24 protein-coding genes and 1 tRNA gene are annotated in these 25,174 nt (G+C 45.5%); 13 read left to right on the top strand and 12 right to left on the bottom strand.

What is annotated here, in order from left to right; all coding sequences use genetic code 11:
• Positions 1-42: 42 nt before the first annotated feature.
• The 4 genes from AC8GFU_RS05565 (at position 43) to AC8GFU_RS05550 (ending at position 1,706) form a co-directional block, all read left to right on the top strand.
• Complete coding sequence (locus tag AC8GFU_RS05565) at positions 43-423, top strand: DUF3052 domain-containing protein (protein ID WP_506627172.1); 381 nt, start codon at positions 43-45, stop codon at positions 421-423.
• A gap of 10 nt (positions 424-433) precedes the next feature.
• On the top strand, positions 434-889 hold the full coding sequence (locus tag AC8GFU_RS05560) for a peroxiredoxin (protein WP_506626156.1): 456 nt from the start codon (positions 434-436) through the stop codon (positions 887-889).
• A gap of 53 nt (positions 890-942) precedes the next feature.
• Positions 943-1,014 (top strand) — tRNA-Val (locus tag AC8GFU_RS05555).
• 149 nt (positions 1,015-1,163) lie between these two features.
• Positions 1,164-1,706 (top strand): YceI family protein, encoded by a 543-nt coding sequence (locus AC8GFU_RS05550; RefSeq protein ID WP_506626155.1) that lies wholly within the window; start codon positions 1,164-1,166, stop codon positions 1,704-1,706.
• A gap of 53 nt (positions 1,707-1,759) precedes the next feature.
• On the opposite strand, the gene AC8GFU_RS05545 is transcribed toward AC8GFU_RS05550, so the two are convergent.
• Both AC8GFU_RS05545 and AC8GFU_RS05540 read right to left on the bottom strand, forming a co-directional pair.
• Positions 1,760-2,254: a DinB family protein gene (locus AC8GFU_RS05545; protein WP_506626154.1), complete on the bottom strand. Its 495-nt coding sequence runs from the start codon at positions 2,252-2,254 to the stop codon at positions 1,760-1,762.
• Between the two features lie 7 nt (positions 2,255-2,261).
• Positions 2,262-3,152 carry a carbohydrate ABC transporter permease gene (locus AC8GFU_RS05540; protein WP_506626153.1) on the bottom strand — a complete coding sequence of 297 codons (891 nt, stop codon included), beginning with the start codon at positions 3,150-3,152 and terminating at the stop codon, positions 2,262-2,264.
• 90 nt (positions 3,153-3,242) lie between these two features.
• On the opposite strand from AC8GFU_RS05540, the gene AC8GFU_RS05535 reads away from it, so the two are divergent.
• Positions 3,243-3,971: a zinc ribbon domain-containing protein gene (locus AC8GFU_RS05535; protein ID WP_506626152.1), complete on the top strand. Its 729-nt coding sequence runs from the start codon at positions 3,243-3,245 to the stop codon at positions 3,969-3,971.
• Positions 3,972-5,054 (top strand): histidine phosphatase family protein, encoded by a 1,083-nt coding sequence (locus AC8GFU_RS05530; RefSeq protein WP_506626151.1) that lies wholly within the window; start codon positions 3,972-3,974, stop codon positions 5,052-5,054. It abuts the gene before it with no gap.
• Here the strand turns inward: AC8GFU_RS05530 and AC8GFU_RS05525 are convergent.
• The 8 genes from AC8GFU_RS05525 to AC8GFU_RS05490 form a co-directional block, all read right to left on the bottom strand.
• Positions 5,046-5,633: an SGNH/GDSL hydrolase family protein gene (locus AC8GFU_RS05525; protein ID WP_506626150.1), complete on the bottom strand. Its 588-nt coding sequence runs from the start codon at positions 5,631-5,633 to the stop codon at positions 5,046-5,048. The genes AC8GFU_RS05530 and AC8GFU_RS05525 overlap by 9 nt on opposite strands.
• A 10-nt stretch (positions 5,634-5,643) precedes the next feature.
• Positions 5,644-7,260 (bottom strand): protein O-GlcNAcase, encoded by a 1,617-nt coding sequence (locus AC8GFU_RS05520; protein WP_506626149.1) that lies wholly within the window; start codon positions 7,258-7,260, stop codon positions 5,644-5,646.
• On the bottom strand, positions 7,260-8,231 hold the full coding sequence (locus AC8GFU_RS05515; protein WP_506626148.1) for a BadF/BadG/BcrA/BcrD ATPase family protein: 972 nt from the start codon (positions 8,229-8,231) through the stop codon (positions 7,260-7,262). The genes AC8GFU_RS05520 and AC8GFU_RS05515 overlap by 1 nt, the downstream gene beginning before the upstream one ends.
• Positions 8,224-9,507, bottom strand: coding sequence for a 6-phospho-beta-glucosidase (locus tag AC8GFU_RS05510; protein WP_506626147.1), 1,284 nt, complete (start codon positions 9,505-9,507; stop codon positions 8,224-8,226). The genes AC8GFU_RS05515 and AC8GFU_RS05510 overlap by 8 nt, the downstream gene beginning before the upstream one ends.
• Complete coding sequence (locus AC8GFU_RS05505) at positions 9,507-10,709, bottom strand: ROK family transcriptional regulator (protein ID WP_506626146.1); 1,203 nt, start codon at positions 10,707-10,709, stop codon at positions 9,507-9,509. The genes AC8GFU_RS05510 and AC8GFU_RS05505 overlap by 1 nt, the downstream gene beginning before the upstream one ends.
• Positions 10,710-11,603, bottom strand: coding sequence for a carbohydrate ABC transporter permease (locus tag AC8GFU_RS05500; RefSeq protein ID WP_506626145.1), 894 nt, complete (start codon positions 11,601-11,603; stop codon positions 10,710-10,712).
• The gene (locus AC8GFU_RS05495; protein ID WP_506626144.1) at positions 11,600-12,331 is read right to left on the bottom strand and encodes a carbohydrate ABC transporter permease; all 732 of its coding nucleotides are present in this window, start codon (positions 12,329-12,331) and stop codon (positions 11,600-11,602) included. Before AC8GFU_RS05495 ends, AC8GFU_RS05500 begins: the two co-directional genes overlap by 4 nt.
• 253 nt (positions 12,332-12,584) lie before the next feature.
• Positions 12,585-13,949, bottom strand: coding sequence for a type 2 periplasmic-binding domain-containing protein (locus AC8GFU_RS05490; RefSeq protein WP_506626143.1), 1,365 nt, complete (start codon positions 13,947-13,949; stop codon positions 12,585-12,587).
• Positions 13,950-14,079: 130 nt separating this feature from the next.
• On the opposite strand from AC8GFU_RS05490, the gene AC8GFU_RS05485 reads away from it, so the two are divergent.
• The 6 genes from AC8GFU_RS05485 (at position 14,080) to AC8GFU_RS05460 (ending at position 20,745) form a co-directional block, all read left to right on the top strand.
• Positions 14,080-15,054, top strand: a complete 975-nt coding sequence (locus AC8GFU_RS05485) for a TolB family protein (protein WP_506626142.1) — start codon at positions 14,080-14,082, stop codon at positions 15,052-15,054.
• A gap of 130 nt (positions 15,055-15,184) precedes the next feature.
• Positions 15,185-16,807, top strand: coding sequence for a peptide ABC transporter substrate-binding protein (locus AC8GFU_RS05480; RefSeq protein WP_506626141.1), 1,623 nt, complete (start codon positions 15,185-15,187; stop codon positions 16,805-16,807).
• A gap of 104 nt (positions 16,808-16,911) precedes the next feature.
• Complete coding sequence (locus AC8GFU_RS05475; protein WP_506626140.1) at positions 16,912-17,901, top strand: ABC transporter permease; 990 nt, start codon at positions 16,912-16,914, stop codon at positions 17,899-17,901.
• Positions 17,901-18,776 carry an ABC transporter permease gene (locus AC8GFU_RS05470; RefSeq protein ID WP_506626139.1) on the top strand — a complete coding sequence of 292 codons (876 nt, stop codon included), beginning with the start codon at positions 17,901-17,903 and terminating at the stop codon, positions 18,774-18,776. Before AC8GFU_RS05475 ends, AC8GFU_RS05470 begins: the two co-directional genes overlap by 1 nt.
• Entirely contained in the window at positions 18,773-19,774 is a 1,002-nt protein-coding gene (locus tag AC8GFU_RS05465; RefSeq protein ID WP_506626138.1) for an ABC transporter ATP-binding protein, read from the top strand. Before AC8GFU_RS05470 ends, AC8GFU_RS05465 begins: the two co-directional genes overlap by 4 nt.
• Positions 19,771-20,745: an ABC transporter ATP-binding protein gene (locus AC8GFU_RS05460; protein ID WP_506626137.1), complete on the top strand. Its 975-nt coding sequence runs from the start codon at positions 19,771-19,773 to the stop codon at positions 20,743-20,745. Before AC8GFU_RS05465 ends, AC8GFU_RS05460 begins: the two co-directional genes overlap by 4 nt.
• On the opposite strand, the gene AC8GFU_RS05455 is transcribed toward AC8GFU_RS05460, so the two are convergent.
• Entirely contained in the window at positions 20,746-22,179 is a 1,434-nt protein-coding gene (locus AC8GFU_RS05455) for an aminotransferase class I/II-fold pyridoxal phosphate-dependent enzyme (protein ID WP_506626136.1), read from the bottom strand.
• A gap of 56 nt (positions 22,180-22,235) precedes the next feature.
• On the opposite strand from AC8GFU_RS05455, the gene gabT reads away from it, so the two are divergent.
• The gene (gabT, locus tag AC8GFU_RS05450) at positions 22,236-23,576 is read left to right on the top strand and encodes a 4-aminobutyrate--2-oxoglutarate transaminase (protein WP_506626135.1); all 1,341 of its coding nucleotides are present in this window, start codon (positions 22,236-22,238) and stop codon (positions 23,574-23,576) included.
• On the opposite strand, the gene AC8GFU_RS05445 is transcribed toward gabT, so the two are convergent.
• A complete protein-coding gene (locus AC8GFU_RS05445) occupies positions 23,573-25,153 on the bottom strand; it encodes a gamma-glutamyltransferase family protein (protein WP_506626134.1) in 1,581 nt (526 codons plus the stop codon). The genes gabT and AC8GFU_RS05445 overlap by 4 nt on opposite strands.
• Between the last annotated feature and the right edge of the window lie 21 nt (positions 25,154-25,174).

Below are 25,174 nucleotides of genomic sequence, written 5' to 3'. Positions count from 1 at the left end.
CACAGGCGGGAAGTTGTGTGGACTTAGCCCGTGCCTACACGGATGGGATTTGCCAAGGATCACCTTGTTTTGGAGGTCGGCCATGACTCCGATTGCGATTCCACAATTCGAGATCAGATCATGGGGATCACGGGAACTGCATTTCTTGAGGGATCTACTTCAGAGGTAGTCGATGGTGTTTTGCTGTGGTGGCGAGATGGCGATGGCGATCTCGTTGATGAGTTAATGGATGGCCTTACCTATCTCTCTGAGACTGGACCAATTTGGGTTTTAACTCCCAAGGCGGGTCGCGATGGACATGTTGAACCCAGCGATATTCAAGATGCAGCACCTATTGCGGGCTTGAGTGTTACATCAACAATTGCGCTCGCAGGCGATTGGTCTGCCACTCGATTAGTGGCACGTAAGGCGGGCAAACGGTAAGTTTGGCGCCATGACATTAACAATTGGAAACGCAGCGCCAGATTTTGAATTGGCAAACCAGCATGGTGAAAAAGTAACTCTGTCTTCATTTAAGGGACAGAAGAATGTTTTGATCATGTTTTATCCATTTTCATTTACTGGCGTGTGCACCGGCGAATTGTGCGCACTTCGCGATGATCTTTCCTCATTCCAAAATGATGATCTACAAGTTTTAGCAATCTCTTGCGACTCTGCATATGTGCAACGAGTCTTTGCTGAAAAAGAGGGCTATCAATTTCCAGTGTTGTCAGATTTCTGGCCACATGGTGAAGTTGCAAAGGCGTATGGAGTTTTTGAAGAGTCAAAGGGTTGCGCACTTCGTGGCAGTTTCCTTGTAGATAAGGAAGGCGTTCTTCGCTGGGAAGTTAAGAATGGCTGGGCAGCGCGTGAAAACGCTGATTACAAGGCGGCTATCGCTGCTCTGTAAGCGTGATTTAGGAAATTGTGGACTCGTAAGTTAAGATTTGGGTCTGCAATATCGGGTGGTTAGCTCAGTGGTAGAGCGTCTCGTTTACACCGAGAATGTCGGGGGTTCGAAACCCTCACCGCCCACAAGTTAAGTAAAACAAGGAACAGATGCGAATAACTCGCATCTGTTTTTTATTGTTCACTTCTAGTTAGTTGAAACTTCAACTAAATTGAGTTATGGTTCGCAGGTACCGCAAGAAGCGGTTCCACACTTTCAAATAAAGGATTTAACAATGTCAGTTCTTTCAACTTTGCCAGCAGGAACATACGCAATCGATGCATCACACAGCCGCGTGGGCTTTAGCGCACGCCATGCGATGGTTACAAAGGTTCGTGGTTCATTCAATGACTACACAGGTTCAGCAACAGTTGCTGATGGTGCAGCATCAATTTCAATTGAGATCAACGTTGCATCAGTAGATACACGCAGCGCAGACCGCGATGGTCACCTACAGTCTGCTGATTTCTTTGATGTAGCAAACTTCCCAAAGATCACTTTTGCATCAACATCTGTTAAGGATTCAGGATCAGACAAGCTTGCAGTTGAAGGCAACCTGACTATCAAGGATGTTACAAAGCCAGTCACAATCGAGTTTGAGTACACAGGTACAGCAACTGATCCGTTCGGTAACGCTCGTTACGGTTTCGAAGGCGAGTCAGAGATCAACCGTAAGGATTTCGGTCTTACCTGGAACGCAGCTCTTGAAACTGGCGGAATCCTAGTTTCTGAAAACATCAAGCTTGAGTTCGAAATCTCAACAATCGCAGCTAAGTAATTCACACACTCCTAAGTGGAAGGCCCTACGAGAAATCGTGGGGCCTTTACTTATTACAAACCGCGCTCAAACTTTTCAAATGACCACAAATCAATCTCATCGAGATTAAGAACATCCATATTGTTTGCAGCCAAAATATCTGAAATCTGAGCACGATGTTCAGATGCATGATGAACGGCCTGCACAAGGATTGTTGACGTAAGAAATTCAACCTCATTCCCGTATCGCACAAATTTACGCATCTCATCAGGGGTATTAATAAGTGAAAGCAGTTGGGCATCCCGTTCGGCGCAAACCGAGATTAATTGAGCGATATCGGATGCGTTCTTTGGGGGATCAAACTCAGCTGGTGCAGGTTGTTGAATAATGCGAGAGATTAGGCGGCCTTCGGCGATAACGATGTGGTGCGCAATCGTTCCGACGGTCCAGTCTGGATTCCATGCAGAAAAGTTAATCGCTTCATCTGGAAGCCCTTTTAGAATTTCAAGCATCTGCTTATTAGCCCATGCCATGTGCTTGAAGGAACGCACAGTAAGTTGATTTCCCACTTTTACCTCACTTCGCCTTTGCTACGGGTCCCAAAATTATGCCTGACATAAAGTGTTTTCGTAAGAACAGATACAAAATTAATAATGGCAAAGCTGCGATCAACGATCCAGCTGCCAAGACTCCTTGGTCCGGAATGAGTTGTCGGAATGCCCCTATACGTCCTAATGCGGTAGACATTGGGCGAAGTGAGTCAGATTTCATCATTGCAAAGCCCCAGAAGAAATCGTTGTAAACCCAGGTCGATATAAGGATTCCAAGAGTGAGCAAAGGTGCCTTCATCATCGGCAAGACGATTACGAAGTAATGTTGAAAAATAGAGGCACCATCTACTTGGGCCTGCTCCGAAATCTCCTTAGGAATTGTCCGTAGGTAAGAGTTGAGAATGAAGGTAGCAAAACCTGTTTGCAAGGCGATGTGAATCAAGATAATTCCTAAATAGTTGTCATACAGCATAGACTTATTTCCAAGCCAGGATCCAATGAGTATGTACATCTTGAAAATAGGTAAAAAAATTACTTGCGGTGGCAAAAGACTTCCCGCTGTAAAAAGCAATAAAAGCGGAAGATTGAATTTGAAATCATATTTTGTGATGACAAACGCTATTGCAGAGGCGAAAAAAAGAGTTACAAATACCACCGGAATCAATATCACCGCTGTGTTGAAGAAGTATTTGCCAATAAACATTTGTTGAATTGCTTCAAGGTAATTATCTAAACCCACATGTGATGGAAGGGAAAAAATCCCGTGCATCAGGACTTCAGAGTAGGGACGCATCGAGGTCCATATGGTCCAGGCAATTGGGAATAGCCAAACAATGGCAAAGGCGCAAATGAAAATGGTTATTAATTGATCTTTCAATCGCTGCGAGTCTCGATATGCACGTTTTTCCAGACCCATACTTGAACTCTAATAGGGTTATTTGGCAATCACTACAGCCTCACCTAAACTTAAGCCACACTTACATAAGCGGTCAGGGGAAATACAACGATGAAGGCATCTCCAAGCGACCAGCGTTCAATTTTAGATATTCAGCGGTTTGATCAACAGGTGACATCTCTTCGCCACAAGGCTTCGACCCTTCCAGAGCTCGCAGAGTTAGCGAGCACAACGGTTAAGTCAAACAACGCACTCGACCTTCGCATTGCGGCAGAAACTGAGCTCAATGATGTGAAGCGCGAATTAGCACGTGCCGAAGGTGATGTTGAACAGATCGTTACTCGTATTACCCGTGATGAAGCTCGCCTGATTAGCGGAAGCGCAACACCTAAAGAACTTGAACAACTTCAGCACGAGGTTGGAACTCTTGGTGCACGTCGCGCTGAGCTTGAAGAGGTAGAGCTCGAAATCATGATGCGCGTAGATGAAATTAATTCACGCATCACTGCTTTGAAAACTGAAGAAGCAGATCATGCTGCAGTGATTGCAGATCTTGAAATTCGTAAAGAAAACGCCATGGCAACCATTAATAATGATTTAGATGCGATTGCAAAGGATCGCAGCGAGACATTGCAGAGCATCGAAAAAGCGTTAGTAGAGCTATACGAAAAGATTCGTGAAACAACTGGCGGAGCAGGTGCTGCAGCCCTAGTTGCTGGCGCGTGCACTGGTTGCAATCTTTCAATCAACACAATCGAATTAAAGCGAATCGCTGAATTGGCAGATGATGAAGTTGTGCGCTGCGAAGAGTGCCGTTGCATCTTGGTGCGTGGAGTTTAAATGGCACGACATTTTCTATTAACCGCTGATGGCGGATCACGAGGCAATCCTGGCCCTGCTGGCTACGGATCTGTCATCACTGAAAATGGCAAAATTATCGCTGAGCTGTATGACTTCATCGGAGTAGCAACAAATAACGTTGCCGAATACAGCGGTTTAATCGCTGGCTTAACAGCAATCAATGAAATCGATCCAACTGCGACAGTAGATGTGAAGATGGATAGCAAATTAGTTGTCGAGCAAATGTCTGGACGTTGGCAGATTAAGCACGCTGATATGCGCGTTCTTGCACAATCTGCTCGTTCGGCTCACAACCCATCACTTGTTACCTACACCTGGATTCCGCGTGATGAAAATTCACATGCCGATCGGCTTGCAAATAAAGCACTTGACCAACAAGCAGGTGGCGGAGAAGTAGTACAGATTCAGCAGAATTACTTAACTGAACGTTTGTTATCAAGTGAAAAAGCAACAACTATTTTCTTGATTCGCCATGGCGAGACTGTTCTAACTCCATTTAAGAAGTTTTCAGGTGATGGCCCGCTTAATCCTGAGCTAACACATATTGGTTTAGAACAGGCAGAAAAAGTTGCAGCCGCTGTTGCAAAATTAAATCCAGAAGTAATTATTGCGTCACCTTTAAAGCGAACAACTCAAACCGCTGAAGCGGTCTCACGAGCATCTGGATTACCAATTACCTTTGAAGAGGCATGGATCGAATGTTCATTTGGAATTTGGGATGGATTATCAATTGATGAAGTGAAGGAAAAATACCCAGCTGATTATCAGGCCTGGCTTTCATCAACCGGTTTTGCACCTCCCGAAGGAGAGTCCTACGACAATGTTGCAGTTCGTATTGATGCTGCGTTAAGTCAGATTGCAGCTGAATATCCAGGACAGCGCGTTGCAGTAGTAACTCATAATGGAACTATTAAGACCGCAGCCAAGTTGGTAATTGGTGGACCGGCCGAAAGCATCTTCCATATTGATGTTTCACCGTGCTCAATAACAACAGTTTCGATCTGGCCAAGTGACGGCCTTCGAGCACTACGAACTCTTAACGAGCAATCACACCTACATTAATCCGACAGATTTCAACCATAGCTTCGCCATCTCTTCATGACCGTATGGCGATGGATGAATTCCATCATCTGCTAAATCCGACATTGGCATCGTTTGGGCTAACGAATTGAAATGCTGGTCAAATGGCACCAGGACTGCGTTGAATTCCTTTGCCATTTCATGAACAACCTGAATCTTTGGATTCAAGTCTTCTCTCCAGGTATTCATCTCTTCGCGCACAGACAAAAGAAATGGTTCACACAATACGAAACGTGGATTTAACTCTGCTTTGGTCCACGTTAGTAATCGATGGTAACGATCCTTAAAATCTTCAACACTGGTTGGATCGTTGTCGTCATAACGGCGCCACGTATCGTTTATACCGATTGCAATAGATACTAAAGCTGGCTTGTGCTCGATGACATCCTTTAACCAACGTTTTTCGAGGTCAACCAATCGGTGTCCGCTGGTTCCAACATTAATAATCTCGCCGGCAAGTAAACCAGAACGTGAAATTTCGCGGACATATCCATCACCAAAGGGAGGTTCAATATCACGACCACAATCGGTAACGCTGTCACCAATAAATACAGTTGTCATTAAATCCTCCCTAACTTTGAAGCTCAGCCATTAATTCGTTAATTGGTCCTTCAATTTGATCGCCAAATAAATTCTTGCGGTGTGCTTCTAAGCGCTCCTTGAGTTCTGCAAGCTCACTTATTTGATTTTGAGTGCCCCAGATACATCCTTTTGACTTATCAAAACTGCAGCGAGAAATGATTTGTCCGAGCCCGATTAAAACCTCGCCACCAATTAAGTACTTTTCTAACCATTTTTCAATCTCAGCGATCATGAGTGGCTTTGAAAAATCAGGCGACATTAGGTAACCGAAATTTTCAACTATCTCTTTTCCTGCAGCAATAAACTCTTGTCCAGCCTCTTGGAGTCGGCCAGCGCGCCAGTGGGTTACACCTCTGCGGAATACCTGTCGAAGATCAGGTGCAGGATCTCCACCTACTGCAGTGCCCATTGAAGTACGAAGGAACTTTCGTAACGCGATGCGGTCATCTTCATCTTCAATGAGGGCAGCTAAAGCGTTTTCCCATGATTGATCTGGGTTGTATGAGGCTGTATTCCACAAGTAATCACCAATGGTGAATAGTGGAATTTGGGACATTTCAAATTGCAACATTGGATTAGAAACCAGGCCAGCAGAGTACTTTTGAAGTCCTACTTCGCGACCACGAACCGGCCCGATGTACAGATTCTTCTGCAACCCACCATCGTTAACCGGAAAGTTATCCCAGTACAGAGGTGGTCTAAGTGTTGTGCGCTCAAAGATGACAGCATCAGAGATATCTAGGTACTCAGAGATAATGGATCGACCAGTCCACATTAAATTAATACGAGCGTGCAATGATTTTCCAAGTTCTTGTAGGTAAGGCTCATTACCCCGACCTGAATAATGCATTGGGCAGACGGTTAAGGAAACCTTGGAATCTAAGGCGAGTAGCTTGTTCCATACACGGTTTGTGAAATCCGCATGTGCGGCAGCGGTAGAAACATAGGTATCTATATCTTCTTGGTGCTGAAGTTCCCAAGCAATGTCATCCCAAAGCATTCCAAAATGGCGTGCACCTAGTTCAAAGAGTTGTTTGTATCTAGTAATTACAGCGTCTACATCATTTTCATCACTGTACTTCACGGAAAGCCCCGGAGATACGCAGGTGACTATGTCGATCGCATTATTGCGACCAACCTCTGTGAGCTCTGCTGTCTTTGCCAAGAAATCTGCATCAAAAGGTTGGCGCCAGTTGAATCGTTGCCATGGAACATCCTTTGGAGCCAAAAAGTAGGTGTTCATGTTGAAATCACCAAAGTTTTTTAATCCGCGAAGACGTTGTTCATGACTCCATGGCTTTCCATAGAAACCTTCAACTACTCCTCGAACCGGAAAATCTGGGCCCTCATCAACTGACAACGCACCTTCTGATCCTGTAGACCAGCGAAGCAAGCGATTGAGTGCATATCGAAGAGAATGATCCAGCGCGATTCCAATAGTTGCGGCAATGGTTGAACCATTGCGAGATGCACTAATTGTGTATCCCTCGAGATGTGTTGGGCGTGATGAAACAACTGTTATCTCGAAGTTCAAATTTGTGTCGTGATCTGACCAAAATGTATCGGCGATATCTTGTTGTTGAGAGTTCAAGGTAATGATGCTCATTAGATCTCGACTTTCTGTGCTGCCTTATGGAGTTGAGAGATAAATACTTCAGGTGTGTTTCCGAAGTAGCGATTTGCAGCATGCACAACAGCTCCATAGACAGGTGCAATCTCTAAGACAGACATTGCTGCGTTGGGGATGAGTGCGCGCAGTTCGGCTTCAAAAGCGTTGTTAAAGACACTGCAGTTCGCTGTGTGGAGGCCTCCTGCGCGAACCACAGGGATAGCACCGGCAGGAAAGTTCAATTGCAGAACTATTCCCTGTATATCTCGCGCATGTTGCTTGGCAACATGGATAACCACATCTATTGCAGCCACATCGCCACTATTGGCCAGATCAAAGATAATGGGCGCAAGTGATTCATCTGGATGAACTCTGTCCCGCGCAATTGCGGTGAAAAAAGCTTTTGGATCCTCATAGCCCAACGCCCGTGGAACCGAAGAAAAAAGTTGAGTGCGCGGTGATATTCCATGGAATGAACGAGCGATGCTATCGAGTGTTAATCCAATTAGCTGACCAGCGCCACCACCTTCTCCTAAATCCATTCCCATTGTTTGAACGGTTCGCACACCATCGCGACCAGCTGATTTTCCGCCGGTGCCTGCGATCGATACACATCCAATTCCATTTGGTGCGCCCGCGAATAGGGCAGCAAATGAGTCATTAATAATTGTGCAGCGATTTTCCAGATCTAACGCAGCTGTTACCGGCTTAAAGAGATCGAGATCCTCTTCCCAATCAATTCCAGCTAATGCAAAAGTTGAATCGACGATATCTGCACGAGTAACTGATGCCGAATCAAGAGCCTCATTAATAATTGCGTTCAAACTATTTTGAACGGCATTGATTCCTGAACGCTCCCAATTAGCTCCACCATTTGCGGCGGTGCCTAAGACATTTCCTTCTAGATCTACAACACAGGCGTGAGTTTTAGTTCCTCCGCCATCAATTCCAAGAATCACCTTACTCATTGAACAAACCGATCATTCCGGCATTTTCTTTACGAAGATCAGCCCACAGGTCACGTGCTTGAGCAATATCTGGGCCGATTGGATTTGTTATTAAGGCACGCAAAGCACTTTCTTCATCTCCGTGGACTGCAGCTTGAATCGTTAGCATTTCAAAATCTTTCACCGAACGCACAAGCCCATCGATATCTCCGCGCATTGCTGAAGTGTTGATCGACTTTGCTCCCTTAGCGCTAATAACTGCAGGGATTTCCATGACTGCATCATCTGGAAAACCAGGTACGGCGCCGTTATTAAGAGTATTTACGATGTGGGTTGTGCCAGCATCAGTGTGAATATCAGCCATCAATTCTGCTGCTGAATCGCTGTAATACGCCCCACCACGTTGCATTAACTCTTCCGGCTTTGTTACAAGCGCCTCATCTTTAAATTTCTCGATGAGCACTTCCTCAATCTTCATTACCTCACTGGCTCGAGTTGGATTCTTTGATTGGTAGTCAATCCACTCTTTTTCAGAGTAGTAATACAAAAGATAGTAATTAGGAATTGCCTGCAACATATCAATTGAGCTTTGAGTCCACGCAGGGGAGTCGCCCGGCTTTGCCTTATCAATTGTTAACCCGCGAAATGCTTTAATTGCGTCAATACTTCGATCTTGCCCATTTACTTCAACGCCGCGGATCCAGGAAAGATGATTCAGGCCAATGTAATCAAAATTAACTTCATTTGAAGAAACACCCATTGCATCTGCAACCTCCATACGGGTATTCCATGGAACATTGCATAGTCCAACTGTTGTTACTTGTGGCACTTGCTGAATAAGCGCTTGAGTAATTAGGCCTGCAGGATTTGTAAAGTTAAGCAGAATCGCATGTGGGGCTTCTTCGGCAATAGTTTGTGCGACCTTAAGTGCCGCAGGGATTGTGCGCAGAGCCTTTGCAAATCCACCAACTCCAACAGTCTCTTGGCCCACTAAACCGTATTTGCGTCCCAGCAATTCATCGCGGTGACGCGCAGCTTGTGTTCCTACACGAAACTGCGAAACAACAAAGGTTGCACCGCGAACACCTGCACGAAGATCAGTTCCAAACTCAATTTCAATATCTACGTGTGCTGCTTTGAGCATTCTTTTCGCAAATGCGGCGATAATTGCAAGCTTTGTTGGCTCAATATCAACCAGATGAATATGCGTAATCGGTAACCGGGCATGGCGTTTAATGACACCATCGATTAATTCGGGGGTATATGTAGAACCCCCGCCAATTACGGCAAGTTTCATTACATGGACCCAGCAAGTGGGTGCGAACTCTTGTGCTTATCCTGGAACACCGCATCACAACTCTTTGCCGTAGCGATATTTAACGCTCCTACCAAGATTCCGGTATCTCCAAGAGTGGAAACTTCAATACGTGGAGGGAAAGGCACGATTGCCCCAACTAATTTCTTAATTGGATCAAGGAAGAAAGATGCCTGGCGTCCAATACCTCCAGATAAAACAATGAGCTCAACATCTGTGACCGCTGAAATTGCAGCAACATACAAAGCAATGCGCTCCGCCTCTAAGTTGATAACAGCTTTAGCTAGCTCATCACCTTCCTTGGCCGCCTTCAATATTTCAACTGTTGAGTATGGCTCTTGCAAAACTGAGTCCTTGAATTTTTTGGCAAGCCCACGAGTAAGTTCAGCGATTCGATCGCCAGATGGGTTAGTTGCATCGCGATGAGTATCTAATGGATCACCAAAAGGAACATAGAAGATTTCTCCTGCAGCTCCGCGATGTCCACGATGAATCTTTCCATTGAGAACAAGTCCAGAACCTAATCCTGAACCAACTGAAAGCACTGCAAAGTTTTCGATTCCTCTTCCGTGGCCTGCGGCTTGTTCAGCCACGGTCACCAAGTTAATGTCATTTTCAACGATAGGAGCGATGCCAAACTCTTTCTTCAGTAGATCTGCAAGATTCACTCCATCTAGTGCAGCGATTGTTCCTGCGATTGCAACAACTCCAGTGTTTTGATCAACAACACCTGGCGTTCCTACAACAAGAGATGCAACATCCTTGAGTGAGTAACCCGATTCTTTTAAGACTGAATCAACAGCGGTATGCATAACCGCAATTAAGTCCTTTAGGACTAGTGACTTTACAGCTACCGAAGTTTCAGCAAGCATCTTTTCATTAAGGTCACCAACAGCGGCACGAATAAAACGAGAACCGATGTCAATTGCCAGTGAAACTTTTAGATCGCTAACCGCTTCATAAACTGAACGCGCTCTCTTTGGATCATCCTCACCAGGTGTGTACTCCTGAATAAGTCCCGTTTCGATGAGAGATCGAAGAATGTCTGCTGTTGTTGGCTTTGATAGGCCGATATGACGGGCGATTTCTGCTGCATGCAAAGCGCCATTGGCGCGCAAGGTATCTAAGACACTGCGCTCATTGAGCTCGCGAATCAGAGATGGGACAGCAGGTGTGGCGTGCATTTAGCCTTTAACTCCAGTCAAAGTCACGCCTTCGATGAAGACTTTTTGTGAGAAGAAGAAGATAACGATAACAGGAGCCATAAAAAGCGCAGAAGCTGTCATCATCATATTTGTATCAACATGGTGTTCACCTTGGAATGCATTCAAACCAATTCCCAAAGTCCATAAATCTTGATTTTCAACGATGTATAGAAGCGGACCAAAGAAATCATTCCAAGATCCCAAGAAAGCAAAGAGAGCAATTGCTGAAATCGCAGGCTTGGCAAGCGGAACGATGATCCTCATCATTAATTTAAATTCAGAGCATCCATCGATACGTGCTGCATCAGAAATTTCATCAGGAATTGATGTGAAAAATTGACGAAGCAGGAAGATTGAAAAAGCACTTGCAAAGAAGCTGGGAACGATTAATGGAAGAAATGATGGAATCCAGTGCAACTTTGAGAAGATGATGTAAACGGGAATCATCGTTACCTGGCCAGGAAGCATCATCGTCGACAGAATAATAAGAAAGGTTGTTTGACGGCCCTTCCACTGTAAACGAGATAAAACATATGCAGGTGGAACGCTAGATACAACCGTTCCAATGGTTCCCATAATTGAGACAAATAGAGTGTTCAGGGTCCACTTTAAAAAGGGAACAGCTGTAAAGACTTCAATGTAGTTGTGCCAAATAAAAGGGTGGGGCCACAGAGATCTTGTCTCGGCCTGTCCTTTGCTCATGAGCGAGATGACTAGCACTAAGTAAAGGGGAAGGATAAAAATTGCAGAAAGGGCAATAAGAAGAGAGTGATTTCCAACCATGTGCAAAAAGTTGTTCCACTTCTTTGCACGACGGGCTTTAATCGATTGAGCATCAATCTGCGCGATTTGTTCTGCTGTGAAGATGCTCATTTGAATAAGGATCCATTCGGATAATGAACCCAACGTTTTTGGGTTTTTAGAATGACCAAAGTGCACAACAAGGTAATGACAAGGAGAACCCAAGCAAGTGCTGACGCATAACCCATTTCATATGCTTTAAATGCGCTGTAATAGATGTGCGTTGCGTAGAAATACATCGAGTGCGAATAATCATTGACCTGCCCAGAGGCCACGTAGGCCTGGGTAAAGTATTGAAAGCTGCCAATAACGCCGGTAACTGTTGAGAAGAAAATAACGGGCGTCATCAGAGGAAGGGTTATGTAACGGAAGGACTGCCATCCGCTAGCGCCTTCAAGCTCTGCAGCTTCATATAGAGATTTCGGAACATCCAATAGACCAGCTAAGAAGATGATCATTGTGTCGCCGATTCCCCAAAGTCCCAAAAGAATCAGTCCCCACTTGGACCAGTCTGGATCTAGAAACCAAAATGGAGGTTCATCTACTCCGACGGCTTCTAGCAATTTATTAATTGGTCCGTAAGCGGGATTGAAGATATATGTGAATGCCATTGTTCCGGCAACAGCAGGAACCATTGAAGGCAAAAAGAAGATGGTGCGGTAAATATTACGACCACGCTTTGGTTTGGTTAGAACCCAGGCTGTAAATATCGCAAAGCAAATACGTAAAGGAATACTGATTGCAGAAATCCAAACAGTATTTTTCAAAGCCTTCCAAAAATCATCATCCTCAAAAAACATACGGTGAAAGTTGTCCAACCCAATCCACTTCGGTGATTCAATTAAATTGAATTTCGTAAAAGATTGGTAGAAAGAGGTCACCATTGGATATGCGGTGAAGAAGATAATTCCAAATAGCCATGGGGATAGGCATAGGAAAATGAAAAGGCGAGGAACCTTTAGTTTTTTACGTGGTGGCGCAAGCGCCCCTTTCTTTTGGAAAGGGGCGCTTGCGTTTACCCTCGTTTGCGACATGAACTAGGTGTTTTCCGGTTTAGCTATTTCTCGAAATGATCTGGTTCACCTTTGAAGCCAAGTCTGAAAGTGCTGACTTGATATTTGAGGTGTCTCCAGCTTGCCAAGATGCCATGAGGTCTTGAAGAAGAGCTTCTTCAAGGTGCTCACCGGTGTTCTTCATTGAGTGATAAGCAGACTTTGGATTAGCTGCAACATCGTAAATTGGTTGGTACCACGCTGGATACTTCGCAGGACGTGCATCCTTTGAAAGTAGTGTTGATGGAGCACCATTTGCTTCATCCCACGCGGCTGCAAGCTTTGTATCGGTTGCTAGAGCCTTCATTACGATCCAAGCATCCTTTACATTCTTTGAGCCCTTTGAGATACCCATCTGTGCTTCGCCAACAACACCTGAGCCAAATGCTGAAGTGTTATCTGGTGAAGTTGGGAATCCGGCGATACCGAAGTTCACCTTTGATGTGCACTTATCTGCCATTGACCAATCGTCACCTGTACAGAACATTGGTGCCATCCAGTTTGCATCCCACTTCATAGCAACGCGGCCAGTCATGAAGTCATGATCTGTTCCCCATTCGCCACCACGTGAAGCAACAAACTTTGTAAGTAGCTTGCTTCCCTTTTCAAAGTTTCCACCACCGTAAACCTTTGCGATGAAATCCTTCTGCCAAGCAAAAGCCTTAGCCCACTTTGGATCTGAACCAAATGCAGATGAACGGTCTCCTGCGTACCACTTGGCACCAAACATTTGACCAAGCCACATTGAATCCATATCGAAGCCGTAGTAACCAGCCCATGGAACAAAGCCCGCAGTCTTGATGCTGCCATCAGCGTTAAATGTTGTTAGATCCTTTGAAGCCTCTAGAAGTTCAGTTGTTGTCTTTGGCGCTGACTTGTATCCAGCCTTCGCCAATAGATCCTTGTTCCAGAAGAATGCAAAAACTTCTGAGTTCAAAGGAAGCGCGCAACGAACATTGTTTGAAATTGTTGAGTTCACAGCAGCCGCACTAAATGTTGATTTCATATTAAGGCCATTTGAACCAGCGATTAATGTGTTGAGGTTTTGCCAAGCGCCTGTTCCGCAGAACCAGCCCAAGTTACCTGCACCATTCGATACTGAAATATCTGGGCCATTACCTGCATTAATCGCTGCAAGTGATTTAGCCATGTCGATTGATCCGACGGATGTGACCTTAAGACCTGGGTTTGCAGCTTCAATCCGCTTGATCGCTGCATTCCATAGATCCAGATTGCCACCCTTATAAGGAGACCACACAGTTACTGTGCGAGTTCCTGCTGCGGTTGCTGTAGTTGAAGCTGCAACCATGCTTCCTGCTGCAAGTGCAAAGATTGCAAATGAAGCTAACAAGCGCTTTTTCATCATGTACTACTCCTGTCGCGTACTTGGGTAAGTCCACAAAAAGCCCACGCCGTTGTGTTAGGAAACCTACCGCTTTGTGTTAGGTTACCTTACAGAATTCCAGTACCTGGTCAAGGGGTTATACGGAGGATTTATGAAGAGGCGTGTCGCGGTAACGGCGGTTGTTGCCGTGGTTGCCGCGCTTTCTTCCATTCTTATTACTCACTCTAGAAGTGCGCTGCCTTCTCTTGATGGAACCTTGATCTATCACCGCTACAGCTCGTACGACGCATGGGATGCGACCTTATGGATGGTTGATCTTCCAACCGGTCGACAAACTCAGATCGGATCCCAGTGGAGCGGAATGGTCTCACCCATCAATGCTCACTTTTCAACAGATGGGCAAACAATCACCTTCATGGGATCCAACGCTGCGTTGCCTGAAAAGGATTGGGATGTATTTGTTTCCCATTGGGACGGGCAGGTGTGGAGCGAGCCTACAAACCTTACTGGACCTAATGGCGCTCGCGATGAAGATCCGAAGTTCTCACCTAACGGCGACACCATTATCTATAAGGAAAACGGAGTACTGGCTACTGTTTCTAAGGGCGGAGGCCACAAGAAGTATTTGACGCCAGGTCAACCCAAATCGTCGATGCCCTTTTATTCACCTGATGGAAAAATAATTCTCTTTGAACGAGATGGTTCAATCTTCACTTTGATCGATGGAGTAATGACGACGATGCGTGCCGGAGCAGGTCGAAGCTCTTACTACCCAATTGCACTTGATAATCAATCATTTCTTTACACCCGGGTTCAAGACAATGACCACGATGCGATCTATAAAGGTTTCTACGATCGTCGGCCATCACTTCGATACTTCTTTAACTCAGGCGATTGGGATTCCTCTGATTCATATCCTTTGGCCGATGGAAGTAGATTCATTTTTTATGTATCTGGAAACTTCTTGATACCGCATGGTGGGTACAACCTGATGGTGGCCGATCTGAAGGCACAGAAGGCGTATGACTTAGATGAGCTCTTTGACACCGAGAAAGGCATTGACCTGAACTCGGATTTCGAGGAGTTAGGGCCGGCTTGGACAAATGTGCGTTTTACGCATAGTTAATGCAATCGTTACGCATAAATCTTGGGAAAAACGGACATTTCGCCTAGAGTAAGGCCACCCTCGGAGAGCAAATAGCCCTCCAACCATGCAATGACCCTCGTCAATGCAGATAATTTAAAGGATGGTTTACATGAAGGTACAGACACTAGGAAAGCGCAGCGCTGCAGTACTTGCTGCTCTTGCCCTTGCAGTCGGTGGCAATGTTGTTGCAGCAGAAGCAGCATCAGTTACTTACATTGATTGCCAGCTATTTGGTGCTGGCGAGCCTGATCACATCGATCCAGCTCTAACATCAACACTCGTAGGCGCCAACGTTGCAACAATGCTATTTGATGGTCTTACAGACACAGATGCAAACGGAAACCTTTACGGTGAAGTTGCGTCAAAGTGGAAGACAACAGATGGTGCGAAGACTTGGGTCTTCACACTAAAGAAGGGACTTAAGTTCTCTAACGGAGAAGCAGTTCTACCTTCATCATTCGTCAACGGTTGGAAGCGTTCAATGGATTCCAAGTTGGCTTCAGAGGTTGCATACCACGGTGACTTCATCTTGGGTATGAATGCATACTCAACTGGTAAGGGCGCATTCCCATCATCATCAGTAGTTGCAGATGACAAGGCAATGACACTTACAGTAAAGATGGAAAACCCAACTGCAGACTGGCCATCAATCGTGGGTCACTCAGTATTCTCACCAATCCCAACTTCAATGGTCGGAGCATCTGACAAGGTTGAAGAAGATGGAACAAAGCTAGTTGGAAACGGTCCATTCATGTTGGACAAGGCAATTACAAAGCGCGCAGGTGGCGAAGTTGTAATCGTGCCAAACCCTAACTACGGTGGAAAAGCTTCACTTCTTTCAAAGGTCACATTCAAGATTTCATCTGATGTAAACGCTGCATACAACGCATTTGCATCAGGTCAGTGCGACAACGGCCCAATTCCAGCAGGTCGTTACTCAGAGCTTCTAGGCAAGTGGGGAACTAAGGGTGTTAAGACAACTCTTGGAACTGACTACTGGGGCTTCAACTGGGAAGATCCAATCGTTGGTGGAACAAAGAACAAGTACCTACGTTCTGCAATTTCAAAGGCGATCGATCGCGATCAGATCTCATCAGTTATCTACCAGGGTGTACGTAAGCCTGCTTCAGGTCTACTTCCACCAGGACTTCCTGGCTACAAGTCAGGTCAAGGACTAACTAACTCACGCGATCTAGATGGCGCAAAGGCTGATTACAAGAAGTGGCTTGCTCTTGGAAACAAGACTCCTGCTCCAATCCGTCTTTCATACAACGATGGCGCTGGTTGGGACAAGGTAGCTTCAATCATCATCGCAAACCTTAAGGATGTAGGAATTCCTGCAAAGCTCGATCCATTCGCAGCTGACGGAACTTACTTCTCAAAGATGCGTAAGGGACAAGGACAGATGATTCGCGCAGGTTGGTTCGCTGACTACGCAATCGCTGACAACTTCTTGTACCCATTGCTACACACAAACTCAATCGGTGGAGACAACCTAGAGCGCTACAGCAGCTCAACATTTGACTCATTGATTAACTCAGCTCGTTCATCAACTAACAAGTCATTTGCTGAGAGCCAGTACCGTCGTGCTGAGGTACAAGCTCTACGTAATGACGTTGTTATTACACAGACCGTAAACCGTGGAATCGCTGCAGTGCTTGCATCAAGCACATCAGTATTCCCAATCACTCCACTTGGAATGATTGTTTTCGATCAAATCGTAAAGAACTAATTTAAGTTCTTAAAGAGTGAGGGGCTCTCGAAAGAGAGCCCCTCACTTCGATTTACGACCAGTTAATTTCAGTAATACACACAAATTCAGTAGGATTGCGAGAAATGTTTACATACACAATTAAACGTCTGCTTCAGAGCCTTGTGGTTGTCTGGGCAGCTGTGACATTGATGTTTGCGCTTTTCTTCATTATTCCGGGTGATCCAATCTCATTAAAGAGCGGCGAAAAGGCCCTACCCCAAGAGATCCTGGATAACATCGAAAGAAAATATGGCTTAGATAAGCCTTTGTATGCCCAGTACCTTCGCTTTTGGGGAAATCTTCTACATGGCGATCTCGGCTACTCATACAAGAATGACAAATCAGTAAACACAATTTTGCATGATGGTCTTTCAACAAGTGCACGCCTGCTGTTCTGGGGTGCGCTATTCCAGTTGATTATTGCTTTGACCGTAGGCCTAACGAGCGCGATTAAGCGCGGCTCCCTCGGCGATCGCATCGGAACAGTGTTTTCCGTAGGTATTCAAGGCATTCCAGTATTCGTATCGGGTCTTTTGGCACAATACTTGTTTGGTGTTCTTCCCTTCCAATTGGGATGGGATTGGCTTAACTTCTTTAAACCGTGGCCACAAAGCTGGACGCTAGGTGTAATTCCAACAGATAGTTGGAAGGGAATTATCTTGCCCGCGTTAGTTGTAGCGGTGGTAGATGCAGCCTTCATCGCCCGAATGCTTCGTTCATCATTACTTGAAGTTTTACGTGCTGATTACATCCGCACAGCTTTTGCTAAGGGATTATCTGCTCGTCGCGTGTGGTTCCACCACGCACTTCGAAACGCGCTGATTCCAGTTGTAACTGTGTACGGAACTTCATTGATTGCAATCTTTGGTGTTGCCGTACAGACGGAAAAGGTTTTCTCACTTCCGGGTATGGGTTCAACCATTGCCGACTCTGCACTTTCGCAAGATGCACCTGTTGTGCTTGGTCTTGCAATTGTTGTCATCGCATTTGGTGCCTTTGTAAATTTAATCGTAGATTTAAGTTATGCGCTTATCGATCCTCGGATCAAGATTGATGCAAAGGCGGTGCACTAATGTCTATGGAAGAACAGATTCCAGTATCGCTGTCATATTGGCAAGATGTACGTAAGCGTTTCTTTGGAAACAAGATTTCAATTGTTGGTTTAGTTATTCTTGTTGCATTAATTTTGGCTGGAATTATCGGACCATTTGTAAGTGGTTGGAAGTACGACGAACTAGGTCCAGATATTTTGGTGAGCCCAGGATCAAATGGACACTGGTTTGGAACCGATGATCTAGGTCGCGATGTATTTACTCGCGTGACCTTTGGTATTCGTTTATCGCTAACAGTCGCGATCGTTGTAACAACAATTTCAGTATTAGTTGGTGTAACTCTTGGTGGTATCGCTGGCTACTTCGGTGGTTGGGTAGACACACTTATCAGCCGCTTTATTGATACCTGGCAGGTTATTCCTTTCGTATTGATCGGCTTTGCAATTATCACTGTATTTGGCTCATCTTTTTGGGTGATCGTCGCTGCGCTGGTATTCACCGGTTGGTATTCGACAACCCGTTTATTCCGCGCATCGGTGATGCAGGTGAAATCACTTGAATACATTGAAGCCGCACGTGCAACAGGTGCCACAACAAAGCGAATCATTTTGCGCCACATCGGGCCAAATGCGATTCCACCAATCATTGTTGTTCTTGCATTCTCTGTAGCTGGAGCAATTTTGAGCGAATCTGTATACGCCTTCTTAGGTGTCGGATTCCGTGAACCAACTCCATCACTTGGTGTGATGATTTCGAGCTCACGTAACTACCTAACAGACAAGCCATTCGTATTCTTTATTCCTGGTTCAGTTCTAGTTCTACTAACACTTTCAATTGTGTTGATCGGTGATGGACTTCGCGATGCACTTGATCCAAAGTTGCGAGGTGTTAAGTGAGTCAACAACCTTTATTGCACATTGATGATTTGCATGTGCACTTCAACACCAGCGATGGCGTAGTTCAAGCGATCAATGGTGCGTCATTAACTCTTAACCCGGGTGAGATCGTTGGTCTTGTGGGTGAATCAGGTTCAGGTAAGTCTGTTACTGCGATGAGTATTTTGGGACTTGTTCCAAAGCCACCTGCCGTGTATCCAAAGGGAAGAATTCTTTGGAAGGGTATTGATCTACTAACAACACCTGACCGCGAACTTCGCGAAATTCGTGGTGGCGAGATTTCAATGATCTTCCAAGATCCAATGACATCACTTAATCCGGTGTACACAATTGGTCATCAGATTTCAGAGATGATCCGCGTACACGAGCGTATTTCAGCTAAGGCTGCAAAGGAACGTTCAATTGAGATGCTGAACCTTGTGGGAGTTCCAAATCCACAACAGCGTGTAGATGATTACCCTCACCAGTTTTCAGGCGGAATGCGCCAAAGAGCAATGATTGCAATGGCTTTGTCATGTAATCCAGAGCTTCTGATCGCTGATGAGCCAACAACTGCGCTAGATGTAACTATCCAGGCACAGATCCTCGAGATCCTTGAAAAATCTGCACGCGAATTGAATGTTGCAGTTCTTCTTATTACCCACGACCTTGGCGTTGTTGCAGGTATCTGTGACCGCGTAGCTGTTATGTACGGTGGACGCATCGTTGAAGAGGCACCAGTTGATGATCTCTTTGAACGCCCATTGATGCCATACACATGGGGATTGATGAAGTCGATTCCTCAGATGGATGAGTTTTCATCAGAGCGTTTGTACACAATTCCTGGTTCACCTCCAGTGATGTCACGCCCACCAAAGGGTTGTGCATTTGCTGCTCGTTGCGAGTTTGCAATTGATAAGTGCCAGACAGAAGTTCCAGAGCTTGAAACGTATGCGGCTGGCCGTTTGGTTCGTTGTCACCGTGTTAATGAACCTAACTTTGTGAAGGTGCTCAAATGACAGAGCCATTGTTAAGAGTTTCTAACCTTGAAAAGAAGTTCCCAATTCAACGCGGAATGCTTAAGCGCACTGTTGGTCAGATTCATGCAGTTGATGGAATTTCATTTGAAATCGCAGCAGGAGAAACCCTTGGACTAGTTGGTGAATCTGGTTGCGGTAAATCAACGACTGCTCGTTTGATTTTGCGCTTGCTAGATCCAACAGCTGGAGAAATCTTCTTTGATGGTAAAGAGATTCATGCAATGTCTCGCGAGGAAATTCGCGCTGTACGCAAGGACATGCAGATTGTTTTCCAGGATCCATACGCATCCTTAAATCCACGCATGACTGTTCGTCAGATTGTTGCTGAGCCGCTAATCGTTCATGGCATGGCAAAGGATGATTCAGATCCACGTGTTGATGAGATGATCGAACTCTGTGGTCTTTCACGTGAGTTCGGAAACCGTTACCCGCATGAGTTTTCTGGTGGTCAGCGCCAGCGCGTAGGTATTGCTCGCGCATTAGTGACTCGTCCAAAGCTTGTTGTTTTGGATGAGCCAGTATCAGCGCTAGATGTATCTGTTCAGGCACAGATCCTTAACCTGCTTGATGATCTTCGCGAAAAGTTTGGCTTTAGCTACCTATTCGTAGCTCACGATCTTTCAGTGGTTTCACATATCTCTGCACGCGTTGCAGTTATGTACCTTGGAAAGATTGTTGAAATTGGAACTCGCGAAGAGATCTTCAATAATCCAAAGCACCCTTACACAAAGGCACTTATCTCTGCAGTTCCTCTTGCTAATCCAAAGCAGGAGCGAGTTCGCAAGCAAACAAGAATTGTTTTGACTGGCGATGTACCAAGCCCGGCAAATCCACCTTCAGGTTGTCGCTTCCGTACTCGTTGCTGGAAAGCACAAGAGGCTTGCACAACAACTGAGCCAGCTCTAATTACATTAGGTAAGCAGCAGGTTGCTTGCCATTTTCCTGAGTAATTACTTAGTAACTCGGTAGGTCGCAAGTGTTGAATCACTTGCATAAGCAATTCGCACGCCAGCTTTTTGAGTTGCAGCTAAACCATTAATAATCTGTTCTGTTAAAACTTCTCCTGGGGCAACAACTGCAACACCTGGGGGATACGGCGCAATTAAATCCGCACTTATGCGACCAACGGCATTGGCTGCTGACACTGTTTCAGTATCCGCAAAGTAGGCATCTCGTGTTGAAATTCCAATCTGCGGAACAACTGACCAACTTAGCGATGTTGTTGTTTTGCGAGCTGGTCCTTGTAATGATTTCAAGATTGGGACAAGTGCTTCTTCCAAAACTGTAAAGTCATCTGCGTTATCTGCCAAAGTTGCTAAGAAAACGATGGTGTCGCGATCTGCCATTTCAACGCGGATATTGGCCTTTTGTAACTGCTTTTCAACATCTACACCTGAAAGACCTAGAACATTTGCACGCAGAACAATCTTTACCGGATCAAAGCGACCTGCTGGAAAATCTGCTGCACTAAGGAAAATCGGTGCATCAAAATGAGACTGAATCGCAGCTTTAAAAGTATTTACATTCGCTAACAATTGTCCTGTTAATTCATCACCGCGGGTTTGCAGCAATGCCCGGCAACCATCGATTGAGGCAAGAGGCGCACCAGCTGGTGAAGTTGTATGAGTTGTCTCAAAACTCTGCTCAATGCGAGCAAGGTTGAGTAACTTTCCTTGAGCAAGAAGTAATGCTGATGCGCTATAACCAGGCAACGCTTTATGAACACTTGTAATCAAAGCATCAGCACCTAACTGCAAAACATGCTTTGGTAGCGCATCGTTAAATCCAAAGTGCGCACCCCACGCAGCATCAATAATCACTGGAATCGAATGCTCGTGTGCCTTTGAAATCAGGGCAGAAAGTTCTGAGATTGTTCCTAAGTAACCGGGTTCAGTTAACAACAAAGCAATCGGCTTCTGATTTAAAACGCGCTCAAGCTCTGAAACTGGAATTCCCATCGGCACACCTGTTGCTGAATCAATCTCAGGGGTTAACCAGATAGGTTCCAAGCCTGTCAGTACCAATGCGCTCAAAACAGATCTGTGTGCAGTTCGAGTTACCGCGATCTTGTCACCAGGTTTTCCCAGCGCCAAGATGATCGCTTGATTTGCATGTGTGGAACCACCCGTGGAAAAACGTGCGTAATCAGCGCCCCACAGTGATGCGGCTAACGCCTCTGCTTTCTTAAGCGTTCCTTCAGTTAACTTGATCTCATCCAAGCCTCCGTACAACGGAGTATCTGTGTCTACAACAGTTCCCAAACCTTGATCTAAGCGATGCGCTTTCTGCTTGTGACCTGGAATTGTGAATGCTGTGCGCTGGGTTTCGAAGTAGCTCAGATACGCATCGAGCAATGGAGCGCTTTTTCTTAACTCTGAGTTCATCTGCTAAGCCTAACTAATGGACTGGCGAGTAGGAAATGATGGCTTAGACTTTACCCATGACAACACTTACCGCATTGACTCAAGAGCGTCGGTTGGTTACCGCTATTCCGGGACCAAAATCTCTCGAGGCGCTACAGCGCCGCAGTGAGGCGACATCTGGGGGACTAGGTCTCGCATTTCCTGCGGTGATCGAGCGCGCAAGTGATGCGATTTTGCTAGACATCGACGGAAACCAGATTATTGATCTTGGTTCAGGCATCGGAGTTACAAATGTTGGTAACTCTGCTCAACGTGTCGTCGATCGTGTAATCGATCAGGTTCAAGCATTTACACATACTTGTTTCACAGTTGCTCCATACCTCGGTTACATCGAAGTATGCGAAAAGCTCAATGCAATGACACCAGGATCATTTAAGAAGAAGTCTCTTCTTGTTAACTCAGGTGCAGAAGCTGTAGAAAATGCAATCAAGATTGCACGTCACTACACAAAGCGTCAAGCAATTGTTGTTTTCGAACACAGCTACCACGGACGTACCAACCTAACAATGGCTTTGACTGCAAAGAACATGCCATACAAGGAAGGTTTCGGTCCATTTGCACCAGAGATTTATCGCGTGCCAATGCCGTACTCATTCCACTGGGTTGGCGATCAAGCAACAATTACAGAAGATGCCATCGCAATGATTACTCACAAGATTGATAAGGAAATCGGCGCACATAACGTTGCTGCAATTCTTATCGAACCAATTCAAGGTGAGGGTGGATTCATCGTTCCACCTAAGGGTTTCTTGCCAGCGCTTTCAAAGTACTCAACTGACAACGGCATCATCTTTATCGCTGATGAAGTTCAAACAGGTTTTGCTCGCACAGGACACATGTTTGCTGTTGAGCATGAAAATGTTGTGCCAGACATGGTTGTTACAGCGAAGGGCATCGCAGGTGGACTTCCACTTGCAGGTGTAACTGGCCGCGCTGAAATCATGGACTCTGTACATGTTTCAGGTCTTGGTGGAACATACGGCGGAAATCCAATCGCTTGCGCTGCAGCACTTGGTGCAATCGAAACTATGGAAGCTGAAAATCTTGTTGCTCGCGCAAACCACATCGGTCAGATTCTTGGTGATTCACTTCGCGCGATGCAAGCTAAATACTCAGTAATTGGCGAAGTTCGTGGTCGCGGTGCAATGCAAGCAATTGAACTTGTAGAGCCAGGAACAAAGAAGCCAAACACTGCAGCAATGAATGCAATCGTTAAGTACTGTCAGAGCAAGGGAGTACTTGTACTCACCGCTGGTACATACTCAAACGTTGTGCGCTTCTTGCCACCAATTGTGATTACAGATGAACTTCTTAAGGATGCGCTAAGCGTTCTTGATGAAGCTCTCGCCTCACTTTAAATTCCTGATGCGTGACCTTCGCAACGAGGGTCAGAACCAAATGCATAGGTTCCATTAGGCAATACCTGCATTAATTGGACCGATGAGCCATGTCCCCATGCAGCAAGCGGTTTAACCTCATGACCTTTTGCGCGTAGTTCATCGAGAACAGCAGTAGGCACGCGATTTTCTACTTCCAGAACTCCACTGCCGCTTTCTTCTGCAGAGCTTTGACCTGGAGCATTCAAATGTTGCCAACGTGGAGCTTCAGTTGCTTCCTGAACATTCATCTTTAGATCTACAACATTGACGACCAATTGAAGATTTGTTTGTACCTGAATATTTGCACCAGGTGTTCCGCCCACTAGATGCAAGGTTCCGTCAGGATTTACAGCAGTAAACGCGTTCAAAGTATGGGCAGGGCGCTTGCCCGGAGCAATGATGTTGGGAGATGCAGGATCTAGAGAAAAACCAGTTAAGCGGTTGTTCAAAATGATTCCGGTTTCAGGAATTACCCACGAGCTTCCGAAGCCATGGAATACAGATTGAATCCAAGAAACTGCGTTGCCATTGCTATCTGCCACTAAAAAGTAGGTTGTATCGCTACCTTCAGAGACAGGTGCGATGTCATTTGCTACAGCTGTCATTGAAATCTGAGCAGCGCGCTTATCAATATTTTCCTTAGACAGGATCTTCTGAACATTTACATCGATAAATTCAGGATCTCCCAAGATTGCATTGCGATCAGCAAAACCAATCTTCTTTGATTCCACACCAACGTGAATTCGATCCGCCTCTGACAAAGCTGCTAGATCAAAACGTTCACCCAGCAATAGCTCTTCCATCAAGATCATTCCCTGAGTTGGTGGAGGTTGTCCGTAAATTGTTAAATCGCGATACTTAATTGAAAGTGGATCTAGGACGCGCGTTATGTGCGCTTTTAGATCTTCAGCGTTAAACCAACCATCTGAGCCTTTGATTAATTGCTGTGCGATTCGACCTTCATAGAAAGCTTCGCGACCACCCTTGGCAATTTCTCGCAAAGATTTAGCAAGATCCTTTTGAACAACTAGATCACCAATCTTCACATTCACATCGATACCCATGTCCTCAAAGACATTGGTATCTGGAGCTATCGCTAGATGCCCGACAATTCTGCGAACAAATCCTGTATTTGCCGGAAAACCATTTTCAGCATAATCAATCGCTTGCTCTAAAAGCGTTGCCATAGGCATCGTGCCGTATCGAGCATGTGCTTCAAACCAAGTTGAAACTAAACCTGGAACTGTTCCTGACTTATAACCGTGTAATGGAATTCCATCTTTATAGTTTTCAGCTGTGGCTGCATGCGATCCTTCGCCACTTCCATTAAATGCAAGATTTGTTTTACTTGCTGCATGGTGAGTTACTAAGAATGAATCTCCACCAAGATGCGAAGCACCTGGCTCGACCACACATATGACTGCGCTTAACGCAATGGCGGCATCAATAAATGAGCCACCTTGCTTCAAGATTGAAATTGCCGCACTTACCGCCAATGGCTGACTTGCTGCAGCTCCACCATTTTTCGCATAAACAACGCTTCGTCCCGTTTGCATTCGTGAACTGTGGCCTATTTC

This window comes from Planktophila warneckei (SeqCode) (assembly GCF_965234675.1).
Taxonomy (GTDB): domain Bacteria; phylum Actinomycetota; class Actinomycetes; order Nanopelagicales; family Nanopelagicaceae; genus Planktophila; species Planktophila warneckei.
Note: the sequence above shows the minus strand (reverse complement) of the source record. Positions and strands in the feature narration are given on the sequence as shown.

Coding starts and splice junctions, on each gene's coding strand:
- AC8GFU_RS05565 (WP_506627172.1), top strand. CDS start 43: ATGGGATTTGCCAAGGATCACCTTGTTTTGGAGGTCGGCCATGACTCC.
- AC8GFU_RS05560 (WP_506626156.1), top strand. CDS start 434: ATGACATTAACAATTGGAAACGCAGCGCCAGATTTTGAATTGGCAAAC.
- AC8GFU_RS05550 (WP_506626155.1), top strand. CDS start 1,164: ATGTCAGTTCTTTCAACTTTGCCAGCAGGAACATACGCAATCGATGCA.
- AC8GFU_RS05540 (WP_506626153.1), bottom strand. CDS start 3,152: ATGGGTCTGGAAAAACGTGCATATCGAGACTCGCAGCGATTGAAAGAT.
- AC8GFU_RS05535 (WP_506626152.1), top strand. CDS start 3,243: ATGAAGGCATCTCCAAGCGACCAGCGTTCAATTTTAGATATTCAGCGG.
- AC8GFU_RS05530 (WP_506626151.1), top strand. CDS start 3,972: ATGGCACGACATTTTCTATTAACCGCTGATGGCGGATCACGAGGCAAT.
- AC8GFU_RS05525 (WP_506626150.1), bottom strand. CDS start 5,633: ATGACAACTGTATTTATTGGTGACAGCGTTACCGATTGTGGTCGTGAT.
- AC8GFU_RS05520 (WP_506626149.1), bottom strand. CDS start 7,260: ATGAGCATCATTACCTTGAACTCTCAACAACAAGATATCGCCGATACA.
- AC8GFU_RS05515 (WP_506626148.1), bottom strand. CDS start 8,231: ATGAGTAAGGTGATTCTTGGAATTGATGGCGGAGGAACTAAAACTCAC.
- AC8GFU_RS05510 (WP_506626147.1), bottom strand. CDS start 9,507: ATGAAACTTGCCGTAATTGGCGGGGGTTCTACATATACCCCCGAATTA.
- AC8GFU_RS05505 (WP_506626146.1), bottom strand. CDS start 10,709: ATGCACGCCACACCTGCTGTCCCATCTCTGATTCGCGAGCTCAATGAG.
- AC8GFU_RS05500 (WP_506626145.1), bottom strand. CDS start 11,603: ATGAGCATCTTCACAGCAGAACAAATCGCGCAGATTGATGCTCAATCG.
- AC8GFU_RS05495 (WP_506626144.1), bottom strand. CDS start 12,331: ATGTTTTTTGAGGATGATGATTTTTGGAAGGCTTTGAAAAATACTGTT.
- AC8GFU_RS05490 (WP_506626143.1), bottom strand. CDS start 13,949: ATGATGAAAAAGCGCTTGTTAGCTTCATTTGCAATCTTTGCACTTGCA.
- AC8GFU_RS05485 (WP_506626142.1), top strand. CDS start 14,080: ATGAAGAGGCGTGTCGCGGTAACGGCGGTTGTTGCCGTGGTTGCCGCG.
- AC8GFU_RS05480 (WP_506626141.1), top strand. CDS start 15,185: ATGAAGGTACAGACACTAGGAAAGCGCAGCGCTGCAGTACTTGCTGCT.
- AC8GFU_RS05475 (WP_506626140.1), top strand. CDS start 16,912: ATGTTTACATACACAATTAAACGTCTGCTTCAGAGCCTTGTGGTTGTC.
- AC8GFU_RS05470 (WP_506626139.1), top strand. CDS start 17,901: ATGTCTATGGAAGAACAGATTCCAGTATCGCTGTCATATTGGCAAGAT.
- AC8GFU_RS05460 (WP_506626137.1), top strand. CDS start 19,771: ATGACAGAGCCATTGTTAAGAGTTTCTAACCTTGAAAAGAAGTTCCCA.
- AC8GFU_RS05455 (WP_506626136.1), bottom strand. CDS start 22,179: ATGAACTCAGAGTTAAGAAAAAGCGCTCCATTGCTCGATGCGTATCTG.
- gabT (WP_506626135.1), top strand. CDS start 22,236: ATGACAACACTTACCGCATTGACTCAAGAGCGTCGGTTGGTTACCGCT.
- AC8GFU_RS05445 (WP_506626134.1), bottom strand. CDS start 25,153: ATGCAAACGGGACGAAGCGTTGTTTATGCGAAAAATGGTGGAGCTGCA.